The 22,275-nt window shown below is 34.7% G+C and carries 23 protein-coding genes; 13 read left to right on the top strand and 10 right to left on the bottom strand.

Annotated elements, in window-relative coordinates:
• Positions 1–2 precede the first annotated feature (2 nt).
• Both EG358_RS06630 and EG358_RS06625 read left to right on the top strand, forming a co-directional pair.
• Positions 3–2,012, top strand: coding sequence for a sensor histidine kinase (locus tag EG358_RS06630; RefSeq protein WP_123890033.1), 2,010 nt, complete (start codon positions 3–5; stop codon positions 2,010–2,012).
• Positions 1,975–2,616, top strand: coding sequence for a response regulator transcription factor (locus EG358_RS06625; protein WP_076561780.1), 642 nt, complete (start codon positions 1,975–1,977; stop codon positions 2,614–2,616). The genes EG358_RS06630 and EG358_RS06625 overlap by 38 nt, the downstream gene beginning before the upstream one ends.
• A 97-nt stretch (positions 2,617–2,713) precedes the next feature.
• Here the strand turns inward: EG358_RS06625 and EG358_RS06620 are convergent, their stop codons facing one another.
• Positions 2,714–3,460, bottom strand: coding sequence for a DUF6261 family protein (locus EG358_RS06620; RefSeq protein WP_076561781.1), 747 nt, complete (start codon positions 3,458–3,460; stop codon positions 2,714–2,716).
• 31 nt (positions 3,461–3,491) lie between these two features.
• On the opposite strand from EG358_RS06620, the gene EG358_RS19600 reads away from it, so the two are divergent.
• Entirely contained in the window at positions 3,492–3,647 is a 156-nt protein-coding gene (locus EG358_RS19600) for a hypothetical protein (RefSeq protein WP_159436390.1), read from the top strand.
• A gap of 44 nt (positions 3,648–3,691) precedes the next feature.
• Here the strand turns inward: EG358_RS19600 and EG358_RS06615 are convergent, their stop codons facing one another.
• Positions 3,692–4,039, bottom strand: coding sequence for a helix-turn-helix domain-containing protein (locus EG358_RS06615; protein ID WP_076561782.1), 348 nt, complete (start codon positions 4,037–4,039; stop codon positions 3,692–3,694).
• Between the two features lie 389 nt (positions 4,040–4,428).
• Between EG358_RS06615 and EG358_RS06610 the strand changes: the two genes are divergently transcribed.
• The 6 genes from EG358_RS06610 to EG358_RS19595 all read left to right on the top strand — a co-directional run bounded on the left by EG358_RS06610 (position 4,429) and on the right by EG358_RS19595 (position 9,116).
• Positions 4,429–5,808, top strand: a complete 1,380-nt coding sequence (locus EG358_RS06610) for a hypothetical protein (protein ID WP_076561783.1) — start codon at positions 4,429–4,431, stop codon at positions 5,806–5,808.
• A gap of 7 nt (positions 5,809–5,815) precedes the next feature.
• Positions 5,816–6,223, top strand: a complete 408-nt coding sequence (locus tag EG358_RS06605) for a hypothetical protein (RefSeq protein WP_076561784.1) — start codon at positions 5,816–5,818, stop codon at positions 6,221–6,223.
• A 142-nt stretch (positions 6,224–6,365) separates the two neighbouring features.
• Complete coding sequence (locus EG358_RS06600; protein WP_076561785.1) at positions 6,366–7,334, top strand: hypothetical protein; 969 nt, start codon at positions 6,366–6,368, stop codon at positions 7,332–7,334.
• Positions 7,335–7,344: 10 nt separating this feature from the next.
• Positions 7,345–8,013, top strand: a complete 669-nt coding sequence (locus tag EG358_RS06595; RefSeq protein ID WP_123890031.1) for a DUF6705 family protein — start codon at positions 7,345–7,347, stop codon at positions 8,011–8,013.
• Between the two features lie 134 nt (positions 8,014–8,147).
• Positions 8,148–8,858, top strand: coding sequence for a DUF6705 family protein (locus tag EG358_RS06590; RefSeq protein WP_076561787.1), 711 nt, complete (start codon positions 8,148–8,150; stop codon positions 8,856–8,858).
• Positions 8,859–8,954: 96 nt separating this feature from the next.
• Positions 8,955–9,116: a hypothetical protein gene (locus EG358_RS19595; protein WP_159436391.1), complete on the top strand. Its 162-nt coding sequence runs from the start codon at positions 8,955–8,957 to the stop codon at positions 9,114–9,116.
• Positions 9,117–9,330: 214 nt separating this feature from the next.
• Here the strand turns inward: EG358_RS19595 and EG358_RS06585 are convergent, their stop codons facing one another.
• The 5 genes from EG358_RS06585 to EG358_RS06565 all read right to left on the bottom strand — a co-directional run bounded on the left by EG358_RS06585 (position 9,331) and on the right by EG358_RS06565 (position 15,693).
• Complete coding sequence (locus EG358_RS06585) at positions 9,331–10,908, bottom strand: DHA2 family efflux MFS transporter permease subunit (protein WP_076561788.1); 1,578 nt, start codon at positions 10,906–10,908, stop codon at positions 9,331–9,333.
• 387 nt (positions 10,909–11,295) lie between these two features.
• Complete coding sequence (locus EG358_RS06580; RefSeq protein ID WP_076561789.1) at positions 11,296–12,399, bottom strand: HlyD family secretion protein; 1,104 nt, start codon at positions 12,397–12,399, stop codon at positions 11,296–11,298.
• Between the two features lie 21 nt (positions 12,400–12,420).
• Entirely contained in the window at positions 12,421–13,734 is a 1,314-nt protein-coding gene (locus EG358_RS06575; RefSeq protein WP_076561790.1) for a TolC family protein, read from the bottom strand.
• Positions 13,718–14,344, bottom strand: a complete 627-nt coding sequence (locus EG358_RS06570; RefSeq protein WP_076561791.1) for a TetR/AcrR family transcriptional regulator — start codon at positions 14,342–14,344, stop codon at positions 13,718–13,720. Before EG358_RS06570 ends, EG358_RS06575 begins: the two co-directional genes overlap by 17 nt.
• A gap of 230 nt (positions 14,345–14,574) precedes the next feature.
• Positions 14,575–15,693 carry a DNA polymerase III subunit gene (locus EG358_RS06565; protein WP_076561792.1) on the bottom strand — a complete coding sequence of 373 codons (1,119 nt, stop codon included), beginning with the start codon at positions 15,691–15,693 and terminating at the stop codon, positions 14,575–14,577.
• 216 nt (positions 15,694–15,909) lie between these two features.
• Between EG358_RS06565 and EG358_RS06560 the strand changes: the two genes are divergently transcribed.
• The 3 genes from EG358_RS06560 to EG358_RS06550 are packed head-to-tail and all read left to right on the top strand — an operon-like array spanning position 15,910 to position 18,838.
• Positions 15,910–17,187, top strand: a complete 1,278-nt coding sequence (locus EG358_RS06560) for a hypothetical protein (RefSeq protein ID WP_076561793.1) — start codon at positions 15,910–15,912, stop codon at positions 17,185–17,187.
• Positions 17,160–17,786 (top strand): LPS export ABC transporter periplasmic protein LptC, encoded by a 627-nt coding sequence (gene lptC / locus EG358_RS06555; RefSeq protein WP_228421436.1) that lies wholly within the window; start codon positions 17,160–17,162, stop codon positions 17,784–17,786. Before EG358_RS06560 ends, lptC begins: the two co-directional genes overlap by 28 nt.
• A 2-nt stretch (positions 17,787–17,788) precedes the next feature.
• Positions 17,789–18,838, top strand: coding sequence for an anhydro-N-acetylmuramic acid kinase (locus tag EG358_RS06550; RefSeq protein WP_076561794.1), 1,050 nt, complete (start codon positions 17,789–17,791; stop codon positions 18,836–18,838).
• 11 nt (positions 18,839–18,849) lie between these two features.
• Here EG358_RS06550 and EG358_RS06545 read toward each other — a convergent pair whose 3' ends face one another.
• Positions 18,850–19,770, bottom strand: coding sequence for a mechanosensitive ion channel family protein (locus tag EG358_RS06545; protein ID WP_076561795.1), 921 nt, complete (start codon positions 19,768–19,770; stop codon positions 18,850–18,852).
• Between the two features lie 188 nt (positions 19,771–19,958).
• Positions 19,959–20,348 carry an orotate phosphoribosyltransferase gene (locus tag EG358_RS06540; protein WP_076561796.1) on the bottom strand — a complete coding sequence of 130 codons (390 nt, stop codon included), beginning with the start codon at positions 20,346–20,348 and terminating at the stop codon, positions 19,959–19,961.
• A 29-nt stretch (positions 20,349–20,377) separates the two neighbouring features.
• On the opposite strand from EG358_RS06540, the gene EG358_RS06535 reads away from it, so the two are divergent.
• Entirely contained in the window at positions 20,378–20,989 is a 612-nt protein-coding gene (locus EG358_RS06535) for an NUDIX hydrolase (protein WP_076561797.1), read from the top strand.
• Here EG358_RS06535 and EG358_RS06530 read toward each other — a convergent pair.
• Positions 20,982–22,253 carry a UDP-N-acetylmuramoyl-tripeptide--D-alanyl-D-alanine ligase gene (locus tag EG358_RS06530; protein WP_076561798.1) on the bottom strand — a complete coding sequence of 424 codons (1,272 nt, stop codon included), beginning with the start codon at positions 22,251–22,253 and terminating at the stop codon, positions 20,982–20,984. The two genes, EG358_RS06535 and EG358_RS06530, sit on opposite strands and share 8 nt — an antisense overlap.
• Positions 22,254–22,275 lie beyond the last annotated feature (22 nt).

The following is a 22,275-nucleotide window of genomic DNA, read 5'->3' as shown; positions in this document are numbered from 1 at the left end:
CAATGAAGAATCACCTTATCACCATCTGTGTCTTTTTATCTACTTATGTACAGTCGCAGCAACTCATTCCGCTTAATGAGAAAGCCTATTCTGACAGTCTGAAAAAGGTTGCAAACAGCAAGGTTGACAACAACGCCAAAGCGAATTCATATTTCTTATTATCAAACTTTTATAGAAATACAGACTCTCTTTTAAGTAAAAACTATTTAGAAAAAGGAAAAGCTTTAAGCCCTAAAACATCTTTAAATACTGCGAAATATCACTATTATGAAGGTTGGCATTTTTTAGAAAGCAATAAAGAAAAAGCAGCAGTCTCATTTCAAAAAGCTATAAAGGAATTTTCTAAAATTAAAAGTCAAGAAGCTGACTTTTACATTGCGTCATCTTGGTACAACTACGGTGTGACCCAGAAAAATAAAGAAGGCTATCCTTTTTTGGTGAAAATCCTGGTCGAAAAAAGCATTCCGCAGATAGAACAATATAAGGATCACAAAACGTTAGGACAATTCTATTCGCAGCTTGCCATCATTCTTACGTATAATGCCGAGTTTGCAAAAGCCTATGAATACAACACAAAAGCCATCAAAATATTAGAAAAAAATGCACCCCATTCTGCTGAATTGTTTTTTGCTTACCTCAACACCGCAAGCAATTTCTGTTATCAGGCAAAAGGTGACGAAGCCAAAAAATATTTAGATAAAGCCGAAAAACTCATTCAGCCTTATCCGGATTCTAATTCAAACACCTCTTTTTATTATGGAAAAACACTTTACTTCATCACCAAACAGAAAAATGAAGAAGCACTTCCGATGATTGAAAAAGGTTTGGTTTATGCTAAAAGATCCCGCCAAAATCTTTTAACCCAGATGTTTTACATGAATAAATATGATATTTTAAGGAAGCAGAATAAGCTGAATGAAGCAAAAAATGTTCTGGAAAATATCTTATCCGAAAAGACACTCATCATTGATGCAAACAACAGAAAGATTTTCTATAACCAGCTCTCAAGTCTTAACGAACAGATGGGCAACCTTAAAGAAGCTTTGGTCTGGGAGAAGAAATATTCAAAATTAAATGACAGCTTAAATTCTGAAAATGTAAAGCTTGAACTCAATACGCTGGAAACGAAATTCAGAACTGCAGAAAAGCAAAAAGAAATTGCCAACCTCAACACTGAGAAAGCGCAAAAAGAACTGGAACTCAACAAAAAAAATCAATATTTATGGGTATTGGTTTTTGCATCATTATTCCTTCTTATTTTAATTATTTCCATTTATTTCTACACTAAAAAATTAGCTAAAGAAAAAGAAATCAATCATTCTCAGAAGCTTAAAGAAATCGCTCAACAGGAAGAATTAAAAATAACAAAAGCCATTCTGGAAGGTGAAGAAAAAGAAAGAGAAAGAGTGGGAAAAGACCTTCACGACGGACTTGGTGGAATGCTTGCCGGCGTGAAAATTAATTTTTCAGCATGGGCTTCACAAAATTTAGAGCCAGAAAACAAACAAAACTTCAATGACATTCTACATCAACTGGATCATTCGGTGACCGAACTCAGAAATATCTCTAGAAATCTAATGCCTGAATCACTTTTAAAACTGGGCTTGGAAACCGCTTTAAAAGATCTCTGCGAATTTTACTCCAGAAAAGATCTACATATTGACTTTCAACCGATTGATATCAATTCAAAACTTCCTTTGGCAGTTCAGATTAATATTTTCAGAATTGTACAGGAAATTCTGGCTAATGCTGTGAAACATTCGGAGGCAGAAAATATTCTACTTCAATGCTCTCAGTCGAATGACGTGTTTTTAGTTACAATTGAAGATGATGGTAAAGGTTTCTCACAAGATTCTTCACCAACCAAAAGTATGGGACTTCACAATCTAAAAACCCGTGTCGATTATTTAAAAGGTAAAATGGAAATCAATTCTGATCATGAAGGCACTGCAATTAATATAGAACTCAACACCAATGCAATCTCATATAATCAACATCGTCATTGTAGATGATCATCCCATCGTTATTGAAGGATTGAAAATAATGTTATCTCACAAACCGTTTTTTCACCTTTCAAAAACATTTAACAATGGTGGTGAAGTCATTCAGTTTATTAAATCTAATGAAGTAGATATTATTCTGCTCGATATTTCCCTGCCCGATATCAGTGGAATACAGCTATGTGAAGAAATAAAAAAAGTATCCCCGAATACGTCCGTCATTATGTTTAGTAACCGGTCTGAAAGGAGCATTATCATGCAGTGTATACAAAACGGAGCCAGCGGTTATTTATTGAAAAATGTTTCTCTGGAAGAATTGATGGAATGCTTTCACGGTGCACTTTCAGGAAATATTGTTTTCTGTAACGAGACCAAAAATATCATCAGTAAACCTTCGCCACAGGAATTGACCACTACTCCACGCCTTACAAAACGGGAAAAGCAGATTCTTCAGTTTTTAGCAAAAGGAAAAACAAGCAATGAGATTGCCGATGAACTTTTTCTAAGCCCTTTAACCGTAGATACCCACCGTAAAAATTTACTGCAAAAGTTCGGTGCCAAAAATTCTGCTGAGCTTGTACACATTGCAGTACAGCAGAATATGATATTGGAATAAAAACCTCTGAGATTTTCAGAGGTTTTGTTTGTAAGTTCTTCAGATTGGGGTTTCAGAAGAGCCTTGTCAAGGTTCAGAACCTTGACAAGGCTTATAATTATTTTGCAGAGTCTTCAGTATTTATGATATCCGGTGAGTCAGGTTTTCTGTTAACGAGTAATGCATTATACTGGTCGGTCAATGCATTGAGCTGGTTGATGATTGTAACATAGGGTGACGGCGGAGTTTCTACCAAAAGATGGAGTGCATCTATTCTGTCTCTCAACGCATAATAGGCAACATTTACGTCTTCCCTTATCAGCTTAATCGTTTCCGGGCTCGCATCACCATATTCCTGGGTACGTGAAAGATATTTTGTATTAAATTCTTCGTTCGCTGCTTTCAGCTCAGCCATCCATTCGGTGAGGTTGAATTCTGAAATGGCATTGATAAGCTCGGGCTTGCCCTCCCAGTCGCGAATAAGATTGTTGAGGGTAGCCGTCTCTGCCTGATAATTGAGCCTTGCGATACCGCTTCCGTACAGTGCCATGTTATCTAGCAGCACCTGTGCATTTTGTTGCTTTGCAGTTTCGAAATGATAGGTATGAGAGAGCAGAAAATAATAGATCCCGTTGATGGCAGCATCTCTCCTGGCGTCTATGAGCAGAAGCTCCTGAGTTTTTTCGCTGGCAAGGGCTTTCTTGTAAAGAGTCTCAAGCTCTCCTATTTTAGTATTAAAGGCGTTCAACTTCGCTTCAATATCAAACTGAGCCGAGTTGTTGAGGTTGATAATGCCTGAAAAATCTTTCATGTACTGCAGGTATTCTGCATTTCGAAGTTTTTGAAGATCGATTGAATTCATCATTGTATTTGTGTTTATTATATAAAGCCGCCTCGTGCGGTTTGTTTCTTATTCATTTACCCGAAAGCTTCAGGAGGGGCTGAAACTGAACTTCGGGAGCATCCGAAAGTTCGTTGCAGTGTCGCAGGAAGGTTTCGGGATCTTCCGAAACTGTGCTGCAGTGCAGCGTCCGCTTTTCGGAGGTTTCTAAAAACCGCTGCAAGACCGCAGGAGGTTTTCGGGAAAGGCAGAGGGTTATTTACTGCCCTGCGATCGACTTTTCCAGTAGTCTACCTGCTCTTTCAGCTCTTTAATGCGCTCTTCGTACTGCTCAATGAGTTTTTCAGGAAGCTGATTTTGGTATATAAAACCGCTGTGATCACCATTTGTACTATTAATAGTTACATTGTCCCCACTTAAAAAATCTAAAACACTCATATCTAACACTGTTGCCATTTCCTCTACCTGAGAAAACCCGGGTTTGCTTTTGTCGTTCTCAAAATTGGAATAGGTCTTTTGCGAAACATTCAGCATCTCGGCAAGGTATTCCTGCGTGAAGTTTTTGTTGATTCTTGCTTTTTTCAGTTTCTCGCCCAGTGTCATAGCCTAATTATTTTTTCAAAAGTACATAATTTTTCTTTTAGTAATATAATACGGAAACCAGTAATTTCCTACATGCTCTTTTTAGGATATTTGTCACATATTTGTAGAGTTAAGAAAAAAGTATATATTTAACACGCTAAAACACAATCAATATGAAAAAAAATCTATTGCTCAGGTTATGCCTGATAATCACAGTCTCATTCATTATCTACTCCTGTAGAACAGATCATCTTCCCGAACAGGAAACTTTTAATAACAGCTCCGCTTTTCAGCTTACCTCAAAAAGGATTTCTTTAAGTGAAAGTTAGCATAAGGAAAAACTCGTTACTGAACTGGGTAAGGCTGAGGCTAATTTTAAGATTCTTTCTAAAACTAATGTAAACGGAAGAGTGATCGGTTACGGAAACGAGGTCTCTATTGATACTGACAACGTAACATATATAGAAAACGGACCCAATTACCACACCTATACTTTTATCATTACTCGAGCGAAAGCTCCTGCAGATGCACCGCTGGAAAACCTTGTGCTAAGCCCTTTAACGGACGGCACTTACAGAGAGTTATTATTCACGTATAGTCTTACTTCTTCCGAAAAACAGATGCTTGAGAACGGTTTACCTGTAGAGACAAAAGGCAAGGTAAATGTAACAGAGCTCACAAAAGGAACATACAATAATGGAGGCCAGCTTGCCAAAACAAGTTGTAACTGGACAGAGAGAACGGTTTGGATATCTTGCAGCGAAGGACTTCATAGCGGCTCTAATTTTTCCGCATGTCGTTTCATTACGCATCCTGAGGAAGGTACACCTCCACGAGCTTATACAGTTGAGGAATATAGGTGTCTGTCAGAATCTGATCCCGGATCGGGTGAAGGTGGTGGCGGAAGTACAGGAGGTGGAAGCTCAAGCTCGGGAAGCGGAGGAGATGATAATACACCCTGCAACGGAAACGGTGTACTTACAGGCCCTCAACAACCTGGAATTACAGACCCTAACGGATGTACCGGAATACCGACGATGCCGACTTTACCTCTGCCAAACACACCTTGTCGTAGAATAATATCTGAAAATCAGAAAGCAAAAGAATATTACAATAAAGCTAAATTTCAAAGTAAGTTGGCAGAAGCTAAAGCTACTATAACTACAGATACCCAGGAGAAGGGCTTTTCTTTTGGTGTAAAAGACGGTGAGGAAGCGGTTACTAATGTGAAAACAGGCTCAAACGGAAATTCCGTAGATTTAGATGTACAGTCTCCTGCATTAACAGTATATGGAGCAGGACATACACATAATAAAGGAAGTTCAGACGAACCCTCCCCTCCTTCTTTTGAAGACGTCTATTTATTTTTGCAGGCGCATAACGGTATACCGGGAACGAGCTTTAACGGAAATCCAAATTTTAAGTATCTTTATACTTTTACTCATGATGGAAATGAATATGTTTTTACCATAACCAACCCTACAGATTTTAAAAATTTTATGGGGCTATATCCACCCAATGAATACATTAATCCTAATACTCATATTTGGGATCTAACAAAAAGCATTGGTATAGATGCAGATGGTGTAAATAGATATTTCAATGACTTAGGCAAAACAATCAGTGAATCCTACGAATTGGCATCGGCATTTATTTTGACAAAATATAATTCAGGTATGGGCTTTAGCAAAAAAGACGGTAACGGAGACTTTAAACCTATTTTTGTAAAAGAGATTTCCCAGGCTGGCAAAAAGACATATGAAAAAACAAATGATTGTAATTTAAAATAAATTATTTATGAAAACATTAATAAAAATAGCTTTGTTACTTACTATCTTATACGGAATTAAGATTAATGCACAAATAGACACATTACAATATTTAAAAACCAATTTTGAAATTCAGAAGACTGAGTATATAGGGAAACCTTTTTCTTATTTATTAGATAAAATGACACAAATACAACCTAAAACCAATTGGTCAAGTCAAGGAAAAGACTTAGGTAAAACTTATTCTACAAATTTCATATTTTGCGATAAAGAATATTCTTTTTATAATGCTGTAACATTATATATTGTTTGGCAGGAAATTATTCCAACACCACAAATACGATATTATGAGAAAAAAAACGGTTTTTATTTTACCAATGAAGAAAAGAATTTCTATGGTAACAAGATTATAAAAGATATAGCAGTTTTTCGATGATAAAGTGTTTATTAAATAATGATATAAAGCGAAAGATATACTAAATTAAAGAGGCTGTCTCAAAAGTGAGACAGCCTTTTTGTTTTTAGGATTTTGAGTGATCTAATGCCTTCATGATACTTCAAATTTCAATGAATGTCGTTTGATTACGCATCCTGAGGAAGGTACACCTCCACGAGCTTATACAGTTGAGGAATATAGGTGTCTATCAGAATCTGATCCCGGACCGGGTGAAGGTGGTGGCGGAAGTACAGGTGGTGGAAGCTCAAGCTCGGGAAGCGGCGGAGATGATAATACACCCTGCAACGGAAACGGTGTACTTACAGGCCCTCAACAACCTGGAATTACAGACCCTAACGGATGTACCGGAATACCGACGATGCCGACTTTACCGAATCCCAAGACTGATCCTTGTGTACAGTTATCTAATCTTGGTAAAAAAGATTATTTTAAAAACAATATGGCAGAGCTTAACAGTAATGTTGAAAATGGCACTGTAGAAAAAGGGTTTATTCTTCATAATGATGCGACAACACCTGCATCCTACATTATTTCAGGAAGCAGTAACAATGACAGCAACTCTATAGATTTTAGTGCTTATTACAGTAATTTAAGTGATGCTCAAGCATATAGCATGTATGGCAATGCGCATAACCACCTTAAAAATGATCCTAACCATATAGGTGTATTTACCCCTGACGATTTGCCGTATTTAGCAACCTACGGGATAATAGAAACAGACCCACAAAATCCCGTTAAAAGTTTATTACCTGTAAAATCTATTATATTTGTAACTACAGATAAAGGTTTTTTTGCTTTGAAAATAAAAGATCTCGACGGATTAAAAGCTTTTGTAAATAAATATGGAAATTGGACGAAAAATAAAGTTGATGATTATATGAAAAAAACATTTCAAAATAGAAAAAAGTATAATATAAGACATGAATCTACATACGAAGAGCAGGTAAGCGGTTTTTTACGTTTTATACAGGACGAAAGTATTGGTATCGAACTGTATGAAGGCAATAAAACAACAATGGGAGATTGGAAAAAATTAGAATTATTAAATAATGGAACTTTTGGTTTTAAAAAGATACCGTGTAATATTTAAAAAAATGAAAATGAAAAAATTTATATATAAAATCCAATTTAAATTAACAATAATCTATCTTCTTACAAATATTATTTTTGTTATGAAATCTCAAATAGTTGTAGATATGACATCTGATGAAGTTTTACCCTTTAATTATAATGAAACAGGGCAGTACTATGAAAAAGATATACATAACTATTTAGATAATTTTACGGGAACATGGGAATATGTGAATGGAAATGAAAAGTTTCAAATTATTCTGACTAAAATTGTAAAATATCACTTTGTTAACAGTGATTTAAAGTTAAATTTTTACGAGGATGGTATTGTTTTAAGATATAAGAAGTTTACTAATGGCAATCTTGTTTTTGAATCTCCAATAGAAGATAAACCTACATTTAGTGCTTTTGATAATTTAAAATTAGAGGGCTATATGGCAGATTACGGCAGAGTAACTGTAGATACAAAATTGCCACTTGATCACATACTAAAACTGGGAGTACTCAGACAGGGAGGAGACTATTTTCATCCTTCATGTACCATTGAGAGATTACCTTTAAATTTATCCGAACCACCTAAAATAAAATTTAGTTTGAGCTTACGCCAAAGTATAGGGGGAGAATATAAAAACCCTGCATACAATGGGCTGCCAACCTTTAGTATTCCTAATAATATTATAATGACAAAAGTCCCATAAAGTTATGCTGCCTCATTCGAGGCAGTTTTTATTCATATCATGGAAAGAAATATTTTCACGAAGAGCAGGTAAGCGGTCTTTACGGTGGAAACCAACAACCATGGGAGATTGGAAAAAATTAGAATTATTAAATAATGGAACTTTTGGTTTTAAAAAGATACCGTGTAATATTTAAAAAAATGAAAATACAATATATATATACAAAAATAGTTATAATGCTGAATATCTTGCTGGTAACAACCATGATAAAAAGTCAGACAGTATTAGTGTGGGGAGAAAATAATGGTCCATTACCTGATGATTTTTTAAGCAGTGGCCAATATTATTATAAGGATGTTAATAATTATTTAGACAGTTTTACTGGGACTTGGGAATATATCAATGGGAATGAAAAATTTCAAATCATTTTAACTAAAATTATCAAATACCATAATGTCTCACCAAATATAAAATTAAATCTGTATGAAGATGGTATTGTTTTAAGATATAAGAAGTTTACTAATGGCAATCTTGTTTTCGAATCACCCATAAAAAACAAGCCCACATTAAGCGCTTCTGATAATTTAAAATTAGAAGGATATATGACAGATTACGGCAGAGTAACCGTAGATAAAAAATTGCCACTTGATCACATACTAAAACTGGGAGTACTCAGACAGGGAGGAGACTATTTTCATCCTTCATGTACCATTGAGAGATTACCTTTAAATTTATCCGAACCACCTAAAATAAAATTTAGTTTGAGCTTACGCCAAAGTATAGGGGGAGAATATAAAAACCCTGCATACAATGGGCTGCCAACCTTTAGTATTCCTAATAATATTATAATGACAAAAGTCCCATAAAGTTACGCTGCCTCATTCGAGGCAGTTTTTATTCATATCATGGAAAGAAATATTTTCACGAAGAGCAGGTAAGCGGTCTTTACGCTGGAAAACCTTGTGCTAAGGTACAGAGAGCTTCTGGTTATTTATAATCTTACGCAACAGGAAAACGAAACCCTAAGTAATGGCGGCTTTGTCGATATTAAGGGTAAATCTACAACCATTGAAGTAAATGTACATACTTGGGGAAAAAATAAAAATGATTTGAAACCACCATAGCCATATTCAAATATAAATTCGACAAACAAAAAAACTGGACGGAAATCATTAAAAACGTGACCGGAAAAGATCATATAAATGGGTAAAAGAAATTGAATATTATAAATAACAAAAGCTCCGTCAATTGATACAAAGCCTAGCTTACTTTTTAAATGCTTAATTAGCTTAAATAAAAAAGAGACTGCCTTTTAAGACAATCTCTTTTTAATACATTTTAGTGCATTGCTTCACTCAGATCTATTTTTTCTTTGCTTTTCCGCTCTCTAATAAATAGGATAAACGGAATACATATCAGGAACGCTATACCCAGATAAAGGAAAACATCCATATAAGATAAAACGGTTGCCTGTTTGGTAACGGTCATATCTAAAACCTTGTAAGCTGCATTCATTGCTGCATCAGGGGTCATTCCTTTTGCTATAAAATTAGCTTTTAAGCCGGCCAATCGCTGCTGAACATCAAAGTTGTCACTGTCGAGATGAGATATTAAATTTACCCTGTATTTCTGACTGGCGTTGGCAATAAATGTGGTAATCGCTGCAATCCCGAAAGAACCGCCAAGCTGTCTCATCATTCCTGTAAAAGCTGCTCCCTGTCCGATTTCCTGACCTTTTAATGTGCTTAATGACAAAGATGTAATCGGAATAAACAATAGACCGAGTCCCATTCCTCGCACAATCAGCATCCAGAAAAAGGCTTCTTTACTGGTATCGGGTGTCAGAATTTTGTAACCCCAGAAACTGTAAACAAAGAATATAAATAATCCCAAGGAAACCAGAATCTGCTGTTTTGCCCCTTTTGAAAGTAATCTTCCAATAATAGGCATCATGAAAGCTGTCGTTAAAGCTGCAGGAATCATTAATGCTCCTGACTGAAGTGCCGTCCAACCCAAAATACTCTGTGTATATAAAGGAACGATAAACGTTGAACCGTACAAACCGAAACCTAAAACAAAGGACATAACGGTTCCGATCCTCAGGTTTCCGTTCTTTAAAACCCGGAGTTCCACAATTGGATATTTAAAGGTGAGCTCCCGCCAAAGGAATAATATAAATCCTAAAACAGCTGTCGTCGTGAAGGTTACGATCATCCCGCTTTCAAACCAGTCTTCTTCATGACCTCTTTCCAGAATAAACTGTAAAGAACCTACTGTTAATGCCAACAACATAATTCCAAGCCAATCGACATCTGAAGCTTTACGTTTTTCAGAAAATTTCGGACTTTTCACAAACTGTAAAGTCATTAACGTTGCTGCAATACCAATTGGAATATTGATGTAAAAAATATACGGCCAGCTGTAATTATCAACAATATAACCTCCCAAAGGCGGACCTAAAGTTGGACCAATAATTACTCCCAAACCATAAATTGCTTGCGCCATACTACGTTTTTCAACCGGATAAGATTCGGTAATAATGGTTTGTGAGGTTACGAGCAACGCTCCACCACCAATTCCCTGACACAATCTGAAAAATACCAGTTCCCAGATATTATCGGCATTTCCGCATAAAAATGAGAAAATCGTAAATATAATAATGGAAGCTGCAAAATAGTTCCTTCTTCCGAATTGCTGCGAAAGCCAGCTTGTCATTGGTACTACGATAACGTTACCAATCGCATATGCTGTGATTACCCAACCCACTTCAGAAAGTGTGGCACCCATGTTTCCCTTCATTTCGTTGAGGGCAACATTTACAATCGTGGAATCCACAATTTCAAGCAAAGCACAAAGAATCGCTGTAATCGTAATGATTACTCTTCGGGCTCCATATTCTACTAATGAATCTTGCATTGATTTTTTAATGTGTTTTAAAGAAGGTTGAGGTAAAGATTTAGGCTAAGAATAAAACATTTTTAAGCTTAAAATCATTGTTCCTCATCTTTAAGAATTATAAAAAGTGAATTGTCAATAATCAATCAACATCGTTGTCAATTTTACTACTTCATTTCCAATCTGTCATCAATCATTGCCATAATCCTCATCAACCATCTCCTGCATCTAATTCCTCAACATTCCCAATTGACTCGCCTCAGCAAACTGACAATTCACTTATATATTTTTTATAAAAAATGAATTGTCAATACCTATCAACATTGTTATCAATCTTCAGCTGCATTTCCATTCACAATTGATTTGCTTCCACAAAATTGACAATTCACTTAACTAACTTTTTCAATATTATTTTAAAGAAACTTCTGCTTTCACATTCATTCCTGTTCTTAATCTTTTTGCAATTTTCGGATCAAGATTTACAAAATCGATTTTTATAGGAAGTCTCTGTACTACTTTTACAAAGTTTCCGCTAGCATTATCCGGAGGCAAAATTGAGAATGTAGAACCTGTCGCAGGAGAGAATGAGCTTACGACTCCTTCAAATTCTGTATCAGGAAAAGCATCAATTTCTATTTTCACTTTTTGTCCTTCAACCATTTTGGCAACCTGAGTTTCTTTAAAGTTTGCAATTACCCATTTTTGATCATTTTTAACCAAGCTAAATAACTGTGCACCTGCCTGTAAAAACTGACCTTTCTGAATAGGAACTTTCCCAACAAAACCATCTTCCGGAGCAACAATAATAGTATAAGAAAGATTTAATTTTGCGCTTTCTACATCAACTTCTCTCTGTTTTGCTACCGAACCGGCCACTGAAATCTGTTGTGAGCTTGCTTCTGTTTGTGAAGATGCAATTCCTGTCTGTTGTGCGATCTGGTTTCTTGTGTCAACTAAAACCTGTAACTGCTTATCGGCAGATTGTTTTGCCGCTAAAGCCTGTTCGTACTGCTGTTCTGTAATTGAATGATCTTTTACAAGAACTGAATATCTTTTCAAGTCCTGCCCTGTTTTCCAAACGTTTACTTTTGCAGCTTCTATCTGTGCATTTGCTGTTGCTACAGCCGCTTGTGAACTGCTTATGTTTTTTGATGTTGCATTGGTAGAAGACTGCGCTGACGAAATATTGCTTTTCGCCGTTGACAAAGCTGCCTGAGCTTGCTCCAACGCCATTTTCTGATCTTTATTATCTAAAATAACCAGTGTATCACCTTTTTTTACAAATTGATTGTCTTTCACTCTCACCTCGGCTACATATCCTGAAATTTTAGAAATCACAGGGTTCATGTTAGAAGCAATTTGAGCATCATCGGTTTCTTCGTGCACTTGCCCGTAAGAATAGGTTCTATATCCATAAATCCCGCCTACGACAATGATTACCGCTAAAATGATCGGGAAAACTAAACTTTTTTTCTTTTTTGGTTCAGTTGCTTGAGTATTGTTATTTTCCATTTTGGATATTTGTTCTTGTTTTTATTTGATTGTTAAAGTTCCTGTAGTCTGCAATAGTTTTCTGTAAGCCAGGGCTGCATCTGCTTTCGCATTGATAACACTTACATTTGCGGCAATCTGAGCAGCATCAGCATCCAAAAGTTCCGTCATGGTTGCAAGACCGTTATCATACTTGTTTTTTGTAATTCTGTAGTTTTCATTTGCCTGAACGGCTGCTTTTTCGAAAACAGCAATTCTTTTTTTAGAATAATCTGAATTCTGATATTCTCTATTTACGTCTAGTTTAATGTTATCATTCAATAATTCATTAGTTGCAGACAGCTGCATCTCTCTGGCTTTAGACTGTTTTAAAGAAGAATTTTCTTTCCAGAGATTCGACAGGTTATAAGAAACTCCCACCCCAACATTAACAGCATTATAAATTGTTAAAAATTTTGGAATATCTGCCGCTACATATCCGCCTGTAAATGCAATTGAAGGAAGGTTTTCAGCTTTTGCAGATTTCGTTCCCAACTCTGCTGCTTTTCTCTGCTGATCCAGAGCCTGTAAATCTTTACGATTCTCTCTTGCTTCATTCAGATAAAAATCAACTGGTTTTACATCATCAGATTCATCAATATAGTTTTGATCAACTTCAATTTCTGTAGTTTCAGGAAGACCAAGCAACAGATCCATATTGATATTGGCAATATTGTAGTTGTTTTTAGCTTCCAATAACTGCAATTCGATGTTTGAAGTCTGAAGGTTTGCTTTTAAACGGTCGTTTCTAGCAATCACTCCGTTATTTTCAAGCTTTAGAAAAGTTTCATCTCTTTTTTGAGAAGCGGTAAGGTTTTCTTCCAAAACTTTAATAGACTGATTGGCTTTAAACAAATTGTTATAAGCCTGAGCCACATTGTATGCAATGGCAACTTTATCATTTTCGGTGCTCAATTTTGATGCTTCTACCAAATATTTCGCAGACTGAATACCATATTTTATTCTTCCACCGCTGTAGATCGGAACACTCAGATTCGCCGAGCCAAAAGCTACCTGATGTACTTCTGGGCCGCCCGCACCGGAAACACCCGGAAGTCTGATATCAACATTGGGCTTTAACGGCAGATACAAATAACTTGCAGAAACTTTCAATTCCGGGAGCTGTCTGTTTTTTGCTTCCAAAAGATCGGCTGTTGCTTCTTCTATTTTGGCAGCATCTATTTTTAAACTTTTGCTGTTCTGGATTCCCAACTGCACGGCTTCATCGAGGCTGAGCTGTTTTTTCTCCTGAGCGTGGGTGTACATCATCCCTGCAAAAAGGGAGAGTACAATAACTGAGTTATTTATTCTCTTCATAACCTAAAAGGTCTTTTAAAATATGTTTTATATGTTTGTTGAGTTCCGAATAATATTTTTCTTCAAAAGCTTCTTCGTCTTCTGTATTATTAAGAAATTCTTTATACATTTCTTTAGCATTGGACGCATAAAATAACGTTCCGCTTACGGTAGAATGCAGTAAATAAATGGGTGGATTTTTAGTGAAAATTCCTTTTTGAATTCCGCTTTCCAGAATTTTAGAATACATGGAAATAAAGCTCATTTTGGTTTCCTTCAAAAACTGTACAATCTGAGGGTTTTCTGTATAAAGCTGTTCTCTCTGCATAATTCTGTAAAAGCATTTATTATGTCTTACTCTTCCTGCAAACTGATCAACAATTTTTTGGATTTTTTCCCATTCGTCAATATCTGTTCTTTCTAAAATGTCTTTTGAGAAAAACTGTCCTTCCTGCATTCTATACTCGACCAGTTTCTCGTAAAGTTTTTCTTTAGAACCGAAATAATAAGAAATCATAGAAATATTTACATTGGCAGCTTTAGAGATCTCTCTGGTTGAGGTACCCTGAAAACCATTTTCTGCAAATAATTTCTCTGCTGCAAATAATATATTTTCTTCTTTTGAAATCATTTTATACTCTCGTTTTTTCAGGGAGCAAATTTACAACAGATTTCCGAAAAATCAAACGATTGATTGGTTTTTAATTTAAATTTAATGATTAGTTAATTTATATATTTTTAAATAACTAACAATCAGTGACTTAAACTTTATTTATAAATTAGATTAATATTATTGATGGTGTAATTATTAGATTTTTCCAGAAAATAAATGCTATAACTCCAACTAATTGCCAGAGTTTCTTACGAATTTTTATGAATATATCTTGAAAGTTTGATTCCTAAATCTGTCCAGACGATTTTAGGATTTCCATTTCTCGTAAGATGCAGATCTGCAGTATTGATCTCATCTAGAATACTGATGATGTTTGCACCACTAATAAATTTTGAAAAACCTGCCCAATTGAATCCATTAGCATCAATTTTTTTATACACCAATTCTTCAGACTGATAATTTTGCAACAATGCCAATCTGAAAATTTCTGAGGCATAATTGAGAAAGTTCTTTTGTTTTTCTCTGTTCCAGCCTGCAATTTCTTTTGCCCAGATAATAATATTTTTGAGAAATTCAGGTTTCTTTTTTACCATAAAAGCGTCACGAACCCATTGCACAAAAAGCTTTTCAAATTCAGGATTTTTATCTTGCGAACTTAGAAATTTTACAGCATCATTGAGGTTTCCTTGTGACTGATGCACAATTTCTTTCCCTTTTTCACTTGAAACATTAAATTTATTTTTCAGATAAACTTCCAGATCTTCATCACTTATTCTGGGAACATCAATAAGCTGTGTTCTGGATAAAATTGTTGGTAAAATATCGTCGCTGCTTTCTGCTGTTAAAAGAATAATGGTTTTTGCAGGTGGTTCTTCCAAAAATTTAAGAAACTTGTTGGATGCTGCGACATTCATTTTGTCAGCTCGCCAAACAACGAGAATTTTGGTTCCGCCTTCAAAACTTTTCAGAGCAAATTTTTGATTTTGCTCGTCTATTTCGTCTGCAGAAATAAAGAACTGTTTGTTTTCAGATTCCAAAACGGCCGTCCAGTCATCAAAACTAGCGTAGGGAAAATCTAAAATCATTTCTCTGAACTCTTCGAATTTATTTTTACTCAATGAGTTTCTGTTATCTGTAAAAACCGGAAAGCTAAAGTGTAAATCTAAATGATTGAGATGCTCTACTTTTGAGGCAGCATGCTCATTTTCACCTTTTAAGATCTCTTTTGCGTACGCTAAAACCAAAGGCATTGTACCATAACCTTCTTTTCCTATAAAGAGCTGGGCGTGGCTTACTCTGTTTTCGGTAATGCTGTCTTGTAGAAGTTTTTTAAGATTTTCTTGTCCGGCGATGTTTTCCCAATTCATGTTTCAAAGATAAGAATTTTTAAAAATGGTAGCGAGTCAAGTGTCAATTTTGCTTCGTAAGTGAATAGTTAATTTAATGTCTTTAAAAAATTGACAGTAAAGCTAATTTTTCATTGACAATTCATTACAAATTCTCCCTTAACAAACTTTAACCTCAGTAAATTTTTACAATTCATTAATATTTAAGATATTTGCGCATTATTTTAAAAATATAGAATGAAAAAAATTTTTGTACTATCATTCATTTCAGTTGGGTACTTCCTTAACGCGCAAAGTTTGAGCAACTCACCTTATGCAACTTATGGAATTGGTGATGTAAAATATGATAATACGATTGAAACTTCCTCAATGGGAGGGATCTCAACTGCTTTTATAAGTGATTTCAGCAGTAATTTTAACTTTGGAAACCCTGCTAATAACAGCAATTTTGAGTTAACAAGCATTAAGCTTGAAGCTACTAACGAAAACAATTATTTCAAAACTGATTATAATAATACGAAGTCTACAAAACATTCTACGTATTTATCAAATATTTCCATAGCCTTTCCTATTTCATCAAAAATAAAAATGGGATTCCTTTATCAGCCTTACAGTTCTAAGAGCTATGAAGTTGTACATACTGAAACTCAGCTTGATGGTACAGTTTATGGAAATAGATTCAAAGGTAGCGGTACATTAAATACCGCTCAATTAGCATTATCATACAAGATAAATTCGCAATTTGCTGTAGGAGCAAGAGCTAATTATTACTTTGGTAATCTTTATGATCTGAATGAATTTTCTACTTCGACCGCAGAATTAATCAATGGGTACGAAACCAAAAACAGCATAAAAAACTTCAACTTTACATTAGGTACAAGCTATCAAAGCATAGATACGCGTAATGACCACAAATTGACGATTGGTGCAACTGCTACATTTGGTAATACCAGCAATATGACAACCAATTATATTAACAGCACTTATTTTTACAGTGATGTTGACATCAAAGGTGGAGAAAAAATTATTGACCAGAAAAGTACGAGCTCAAATAACTTATTGCCCCTTCAGGCATCAGTGGGTGTAGGATATGGTAGTGAAAACGAATGGTTTGTTTCAGGACAGATTGATTATAAAAAAGGAGAATCTATAAGCTATTTCGGTAATACTTTTGATTATCAGGATTCTTACAGAATTTCTGCCGGAGGTTGGTATTTGCCAAACTACAATAACTTTAGAAGCTATTTCTCGAGAATTGTTTACCGTTATGGAGCTTTCTATGAAAAAGGAAGCCTTGAAATCGCTGGAAACAGCATCAATAAATTTGGTATATCGGGAGGTGTGATGTTGCCTTTCAAAACCAGCAGCATCACCAGAATGAGTGGCCTTGAAATTGGTGTAGAAGTAGGAAAAAGAGGAACGCTTAAAAATAACCTGATCAACCAGAATTTTGTCAACCTAAAAGTTGGTTTCAATTTTGCTGACAGATGGTTCAGAAAACAGCTTTACAACTAAGAATGAATCTTATTTCAAATAAAATTTTTAAAAATATAGCATACCTTTTTAGTTGTGCTATATTTTTTATATTCACATCCTGCGAAGAAGATCTTACTAAACTAAATGGGGACAATGACAAGAACTTCCCATCGCAGATTATTCACAATGCAAATATTATACAGAGAGATTCTGGTATGATTACTTTAAAAGCCACTGCTCCTATTATTGAAAAATACGAATTGATCGACAGCCCATACACCGTCGCCAAGAAAGGAATGAAAATAGAGTTTTTTGATAAAAAAAATCCTACAAAGCCTGGTAACATTACTGCGAAATATGCAAAAATGTATGATTACAAAAAATTCTATGAAGCAAGAGGTGATGTGAAAATTCTTACCAGTGACGGACAAAGATTTGCGACACAAAGTGTTTTTTGGGATCAGAAAAAAAATAGAATTTACACAAGAGATACGGTTTACGCTACAATGGAAGACGGCTCTACTCTTGTACACGCCAACGGAATGACTGCGAAAGACGATTTCTCAGAATATAAATTCTTTAATAATTCCGGGGATCTCGATGTAAGTAAGACTAAAATGGCACAACCAAAACCCTAGCAATGATCGTTTACAAAGCAATTGGGTTAATGTCAGGAACAAGTCTGGATGGTTTAGATATTTGCTTTGCAAAGTTTTGGAAAGAAAATTCTTGTTGGAAATTTGAAATCATTGAAGCAGAAACTATTGCTTATTCTGAAACTTTAGAAGAACAACTTAGAAATTCTATTCATTTATCTGCGCAAGACTTATTAGCTTTACACTCAGAATATGGCTTTTATTTAGGCCAGATAACCGACAATTTCATTACAAGAAAGCAGCTTTCTGCTATTGATGTCATCGCTTCTCACGGCCATACTGTTTTTCATCAGCCAAACAGAAAATTTACCCTTCAGATCGGTGACGGAAGAGCCATAAAATTACAAACTCAAATACCTGTTATTTACGATTTCCGGTCTCAGGATGTTTTATTTGGCGGAAACGGTGCACCTTTGGTTCCAATAGGTGACGAGCTTTTGTTTTCTGAGTATGATGCCTGTCTTAATTTAGGTGGATTTTCAAATATCTCTTTTAAAATTAATGATGAAAGAATAGCTTTTGATATTGCTCCTGTCAATATTGTTTTAAATAAATTAGCTCAAAACTTTGGTCAGAACTTTGATCAGAATGGAAATTTAGCCAAACAAGGAAAAATAAATACTGAACTGCTAAATCAACTTAATTCTTTGGAATTTTATCATCAGTCACATCCAAAATCATTAGGAGTTGAGTGGTGCAATGAAAATATATTTCCGCTGTTTTCCAATTTAGATACCAAAGATATTTTAGCTACTTTCACAGAACATGCAGCTGAACAAATTTCAAAAGTTTTAAATCTTCATCAATTAAAAAAAGTCCTTTTTACAGGCGGCGGAACTTACAATCAATATTTTATTGAAAAGATTAAAGGAAAAACTACATCAGAAATTATTATTCCCGAAAAAGAAATTATTGATTTCAAAGAAGCCTTAATTTTTGCTTTTATGGGTGTTTTAAAACTGAATAATGAAATTAATGTACTTTCTTCTGCAACCGGAAGTTCACAAAATCACAGTTCGGGAATTCTCGCTTAATTTAAATTGATTTATTTCGTAGAAATTTCGTTTTCATCCGCTTTATTAAGTTTAAAAGGAATTTCTGATGCATTCTTATACAATTTAAGCTCAATAATATCTGAAGGAAGATTGAAGTCTTTGGCTGCCAGCGCTTCTTTCACCTTTCTGATAATCAATCCTCGCAAAATCATGGAAGCCTTACGATAATCTACAGTATAAACCCAGAAAAACACTTTCAGGTTGACTGTACTGGCCGCAAGATTGTCCTCAATTACATAGTTTTCGTGCTCAACATCTTTTACAATATCCTCATTTTCATCCAAAACTTTCTGGATCACCTTTTTTGCAGATTCAATGTCATCTTCATAACCAATACCAACAACAAAATCAAGCCTGTAAAAGCCGTCTGCCGTATAATTTTCAACCGGTTTTGTAAGCACATCACTATTGGGAATAAAAATATCCCGTCCGTCAAAAGTTTTTATATGGCTATAACGGAAACTCAACGCTTTCACTTTCCCAAAAATATCATCAATTTTTATTGTATCATTTATGTGAAAAGGGCGGTTGAACGCTAAGATAATTCCTGCAAGAAAATTTTTGCCAATATCCTGAAAAGCAAAACCCAAAATAATAGCACTTCCGCCTACCGCTGTAAGAAGTCCGGCTGCTAAACCGTCTAATCCTGCAATGCGTAATGCGAACATTATTGCCACTATGATCAATACCAATTTTACTGCCTGCGTCAAAAACTTTGACATCAGCGGATCATCAGATTGTTTTAAGAATTTTCTTCTGTAAAAATTGGTAAGTAACTGAGCGATTAAAACTCCTAAAACAACGACTAATAAAGCTAAAGCAATTCGTGGAAGAATACTTAGAAAACCTTCATAGTAATTGTTGAGAGATTTCTGAATGGCTTCGGTGGAAGACTGAAGTAAGATAATCATAAGTGTTTTTTTATAAATATAAGAAATATATATTAATCTTATGATGGATGAAACTTTAGTCGTAATTATTATTTGTTCTAAAATATGAAAATAACAGTAGTGTGTTAGTTGAAAATATATTTAAAATTTAAGCGAAATAATTTATCATTTCAAGCATAAAAAAACCTTCATTTCTGAAGGTTTGTGTTTTATTTGTAAGCTTCGATCTTATCTGTCAAAGTATTAATAAAATTCTGAAGTGGTTTCTCAACCATCATCTTAATAAAAGGATTAAATTTTCCTTCAAAAAGCATTTGTACTTCAGTCTGATTTTCATTCAAAGGCTTTAAAGTTGCTGTAAGCGTAAAGTCTAAGCTTGAGCTAGCCGATTTCAAAACAGCTTTTTCATCAGTAACTTCATCTATTTTAAGTGCAATTTCAGGCATTCCCTGAAGTCCGAATTTGAAGCCGTCTTCTCTGGTTTCAAACTTTTGAAGACCATCCGGCATAAATTCTTTATAATTTTCAGGAGATTTCAGCAACTCAGATAAATCTTTAGATGATTTATTGACAATAATTTTTCGTCCTTCTAAATTCATTTTTTATTTTTGTATTTAAATTACTACAAATGTATAAAGTTTTTGTGAACGAAAAAAAATTATTGATATCTAAGAAGCCGGAAAACTTAGAGAAAGTCTTAAATTACGAAAGTTTCACAACTTTAGAAATCGCCCTTGATCTTCTGCAGAATACATCTGCTTCCGAGCTTAATGTATATGGCGAGAAAATAGACGAGATTTGGGAAGAGTTTAAAAAACTTTTCAGAATCATTGAAGCAGCGGGAGGAATTGTAAACAAACCGAATGGAGATACACTTTTCATCAGAAGATTAGGAAAATGGGATCTTCCGAAAGGTAAAATGGAAAAAGGTGAGTCGCGTGAAGAATCTGCAATAAGAGAAATTGAAGAAGAGACAAATCTCCTCAATGTACAGCTTAAAGATTTCATCAACACCACCTACCATATTTATCTTGAAAGAAATGGTGACCGTGTTTTGAAACACACGCATTGGTTTGAAATGTTTTTTGACGGTGAAGATACTTCAAAACCTCAGTTGGAAGAAGGAATCACAGAAGTTGCCTGGAAAAACACCACTCAGATCGAGAATGAAGTTTTTCCAAATACCTTCCAGAATATAAAATTGATTTTAAAGGAATTTTGGGATACAAAATCTAAATAAAATCGATTGCTTTTTCTAAAGAAATTCCTCGTGAAGCTTTAAGAAGAATATTTTCTGACTTGATCTTATTGTCTTTTAAATAGTGAATTAATTGATCTGTACTTTCAAAAGCAGCAGAACTTTTGTTGACGTTTTTAAAGTGTTTTCCAACAGTGATAATTTGGTCAAAGCCGAGCTCTTGAGCCAATAAAAGAATATCCTTATGTTCTTTTTCGCTTTCGTCTCCTAATTCTAGCATATCGCCTATAACGATTGTTTTTGAGCCTGTAAAAGTGGTAAAATTGTACAATGAAGCAGACATTGAGCTTGGGTTTGCATTGTAGGTATCTAAAACTAAAATTTTATCATCTTTTTTTACAACCTGAGACCTCATATTGGTTGGAGTATAAGATTCTATTGCAGTTTGAATTTTATCGAAATCTATCCTAAAATAAAGTCCTAAGCTTGCTGCTGCGCAAAGATTGGTGAAATTATATTCTCCTGTAAGTTTTGATAATGCTTTCTGATTCTGATATTGTAAACCGACAAAATTATTTTCAGAAAAAGCATCAAAATAATAGTCGGAATCTGCTTTTCCGAAAGTTATTTTTGATGCATAATCCTTAGTTTTATCAAACTGAATAGGATCATTTTCATTAATTAAAATTGTTTGATTTGCATTTTTCAGATAATCGTATAATTCAGATTTTCCTTTTATAACGCCCTCAAATCCGCCGAAACCTTCTAAATGTGCTTTTCCGAAATTGGTTATATAACCATAATTCGGGCGAGCAATAGTACAAAGCAATTCGATCTCTTTTTGATGATTGGCTCCCATTTCAATAACCGCCATTTCATGTTCCGGTTTGATTGAAAGAATGGTTAAAGGTACACCGATGTGATTATTTAAATTCCCAAAAGTATATTGCACATTAAATTTTTCTGATAACACAGCGTGAATAAGCTCTTTGGTTGTAGTTTTACCATTACTGCCGGTAAGGCCTATAATCGGAATATGTAATTGATTTCTGTGATGTACAGACAGTTCCTGCAAAAACTCTAAAGTAGAAGGAACATAAAAAATATTCTTCTCTGAATTTTCAAATTCTTTATTTTCGATAATAACAGCAAGTGCACCCAGATCAACAGCCTTTTCAGCTAAGGTTGCTGCATCAAAATTATCTCCCGAAAATGCAAAGAAAATATCACTCTTCTCTATTTTTCTACTGTCAATAGTTACCTTTTTTGCATTTAAAAAGATCGGATAAAACTGTTCTATATTCATTATATTTTTTTTCAGAGGTCAC

It is taken from the genome of Chryseobacterium indoltheticum, from assembly GCF_003815915.1.
Classification (GTDB): Bacteria; Bacteroidota; Bacteroidia; order Flavobacteriales; family Weeksellaceae; genus Chryseobacterium; species Chryseobacterium indoltheticum.
This window is presented reverse-complemented; position numbering and strand designations above follow the sequence as displayed.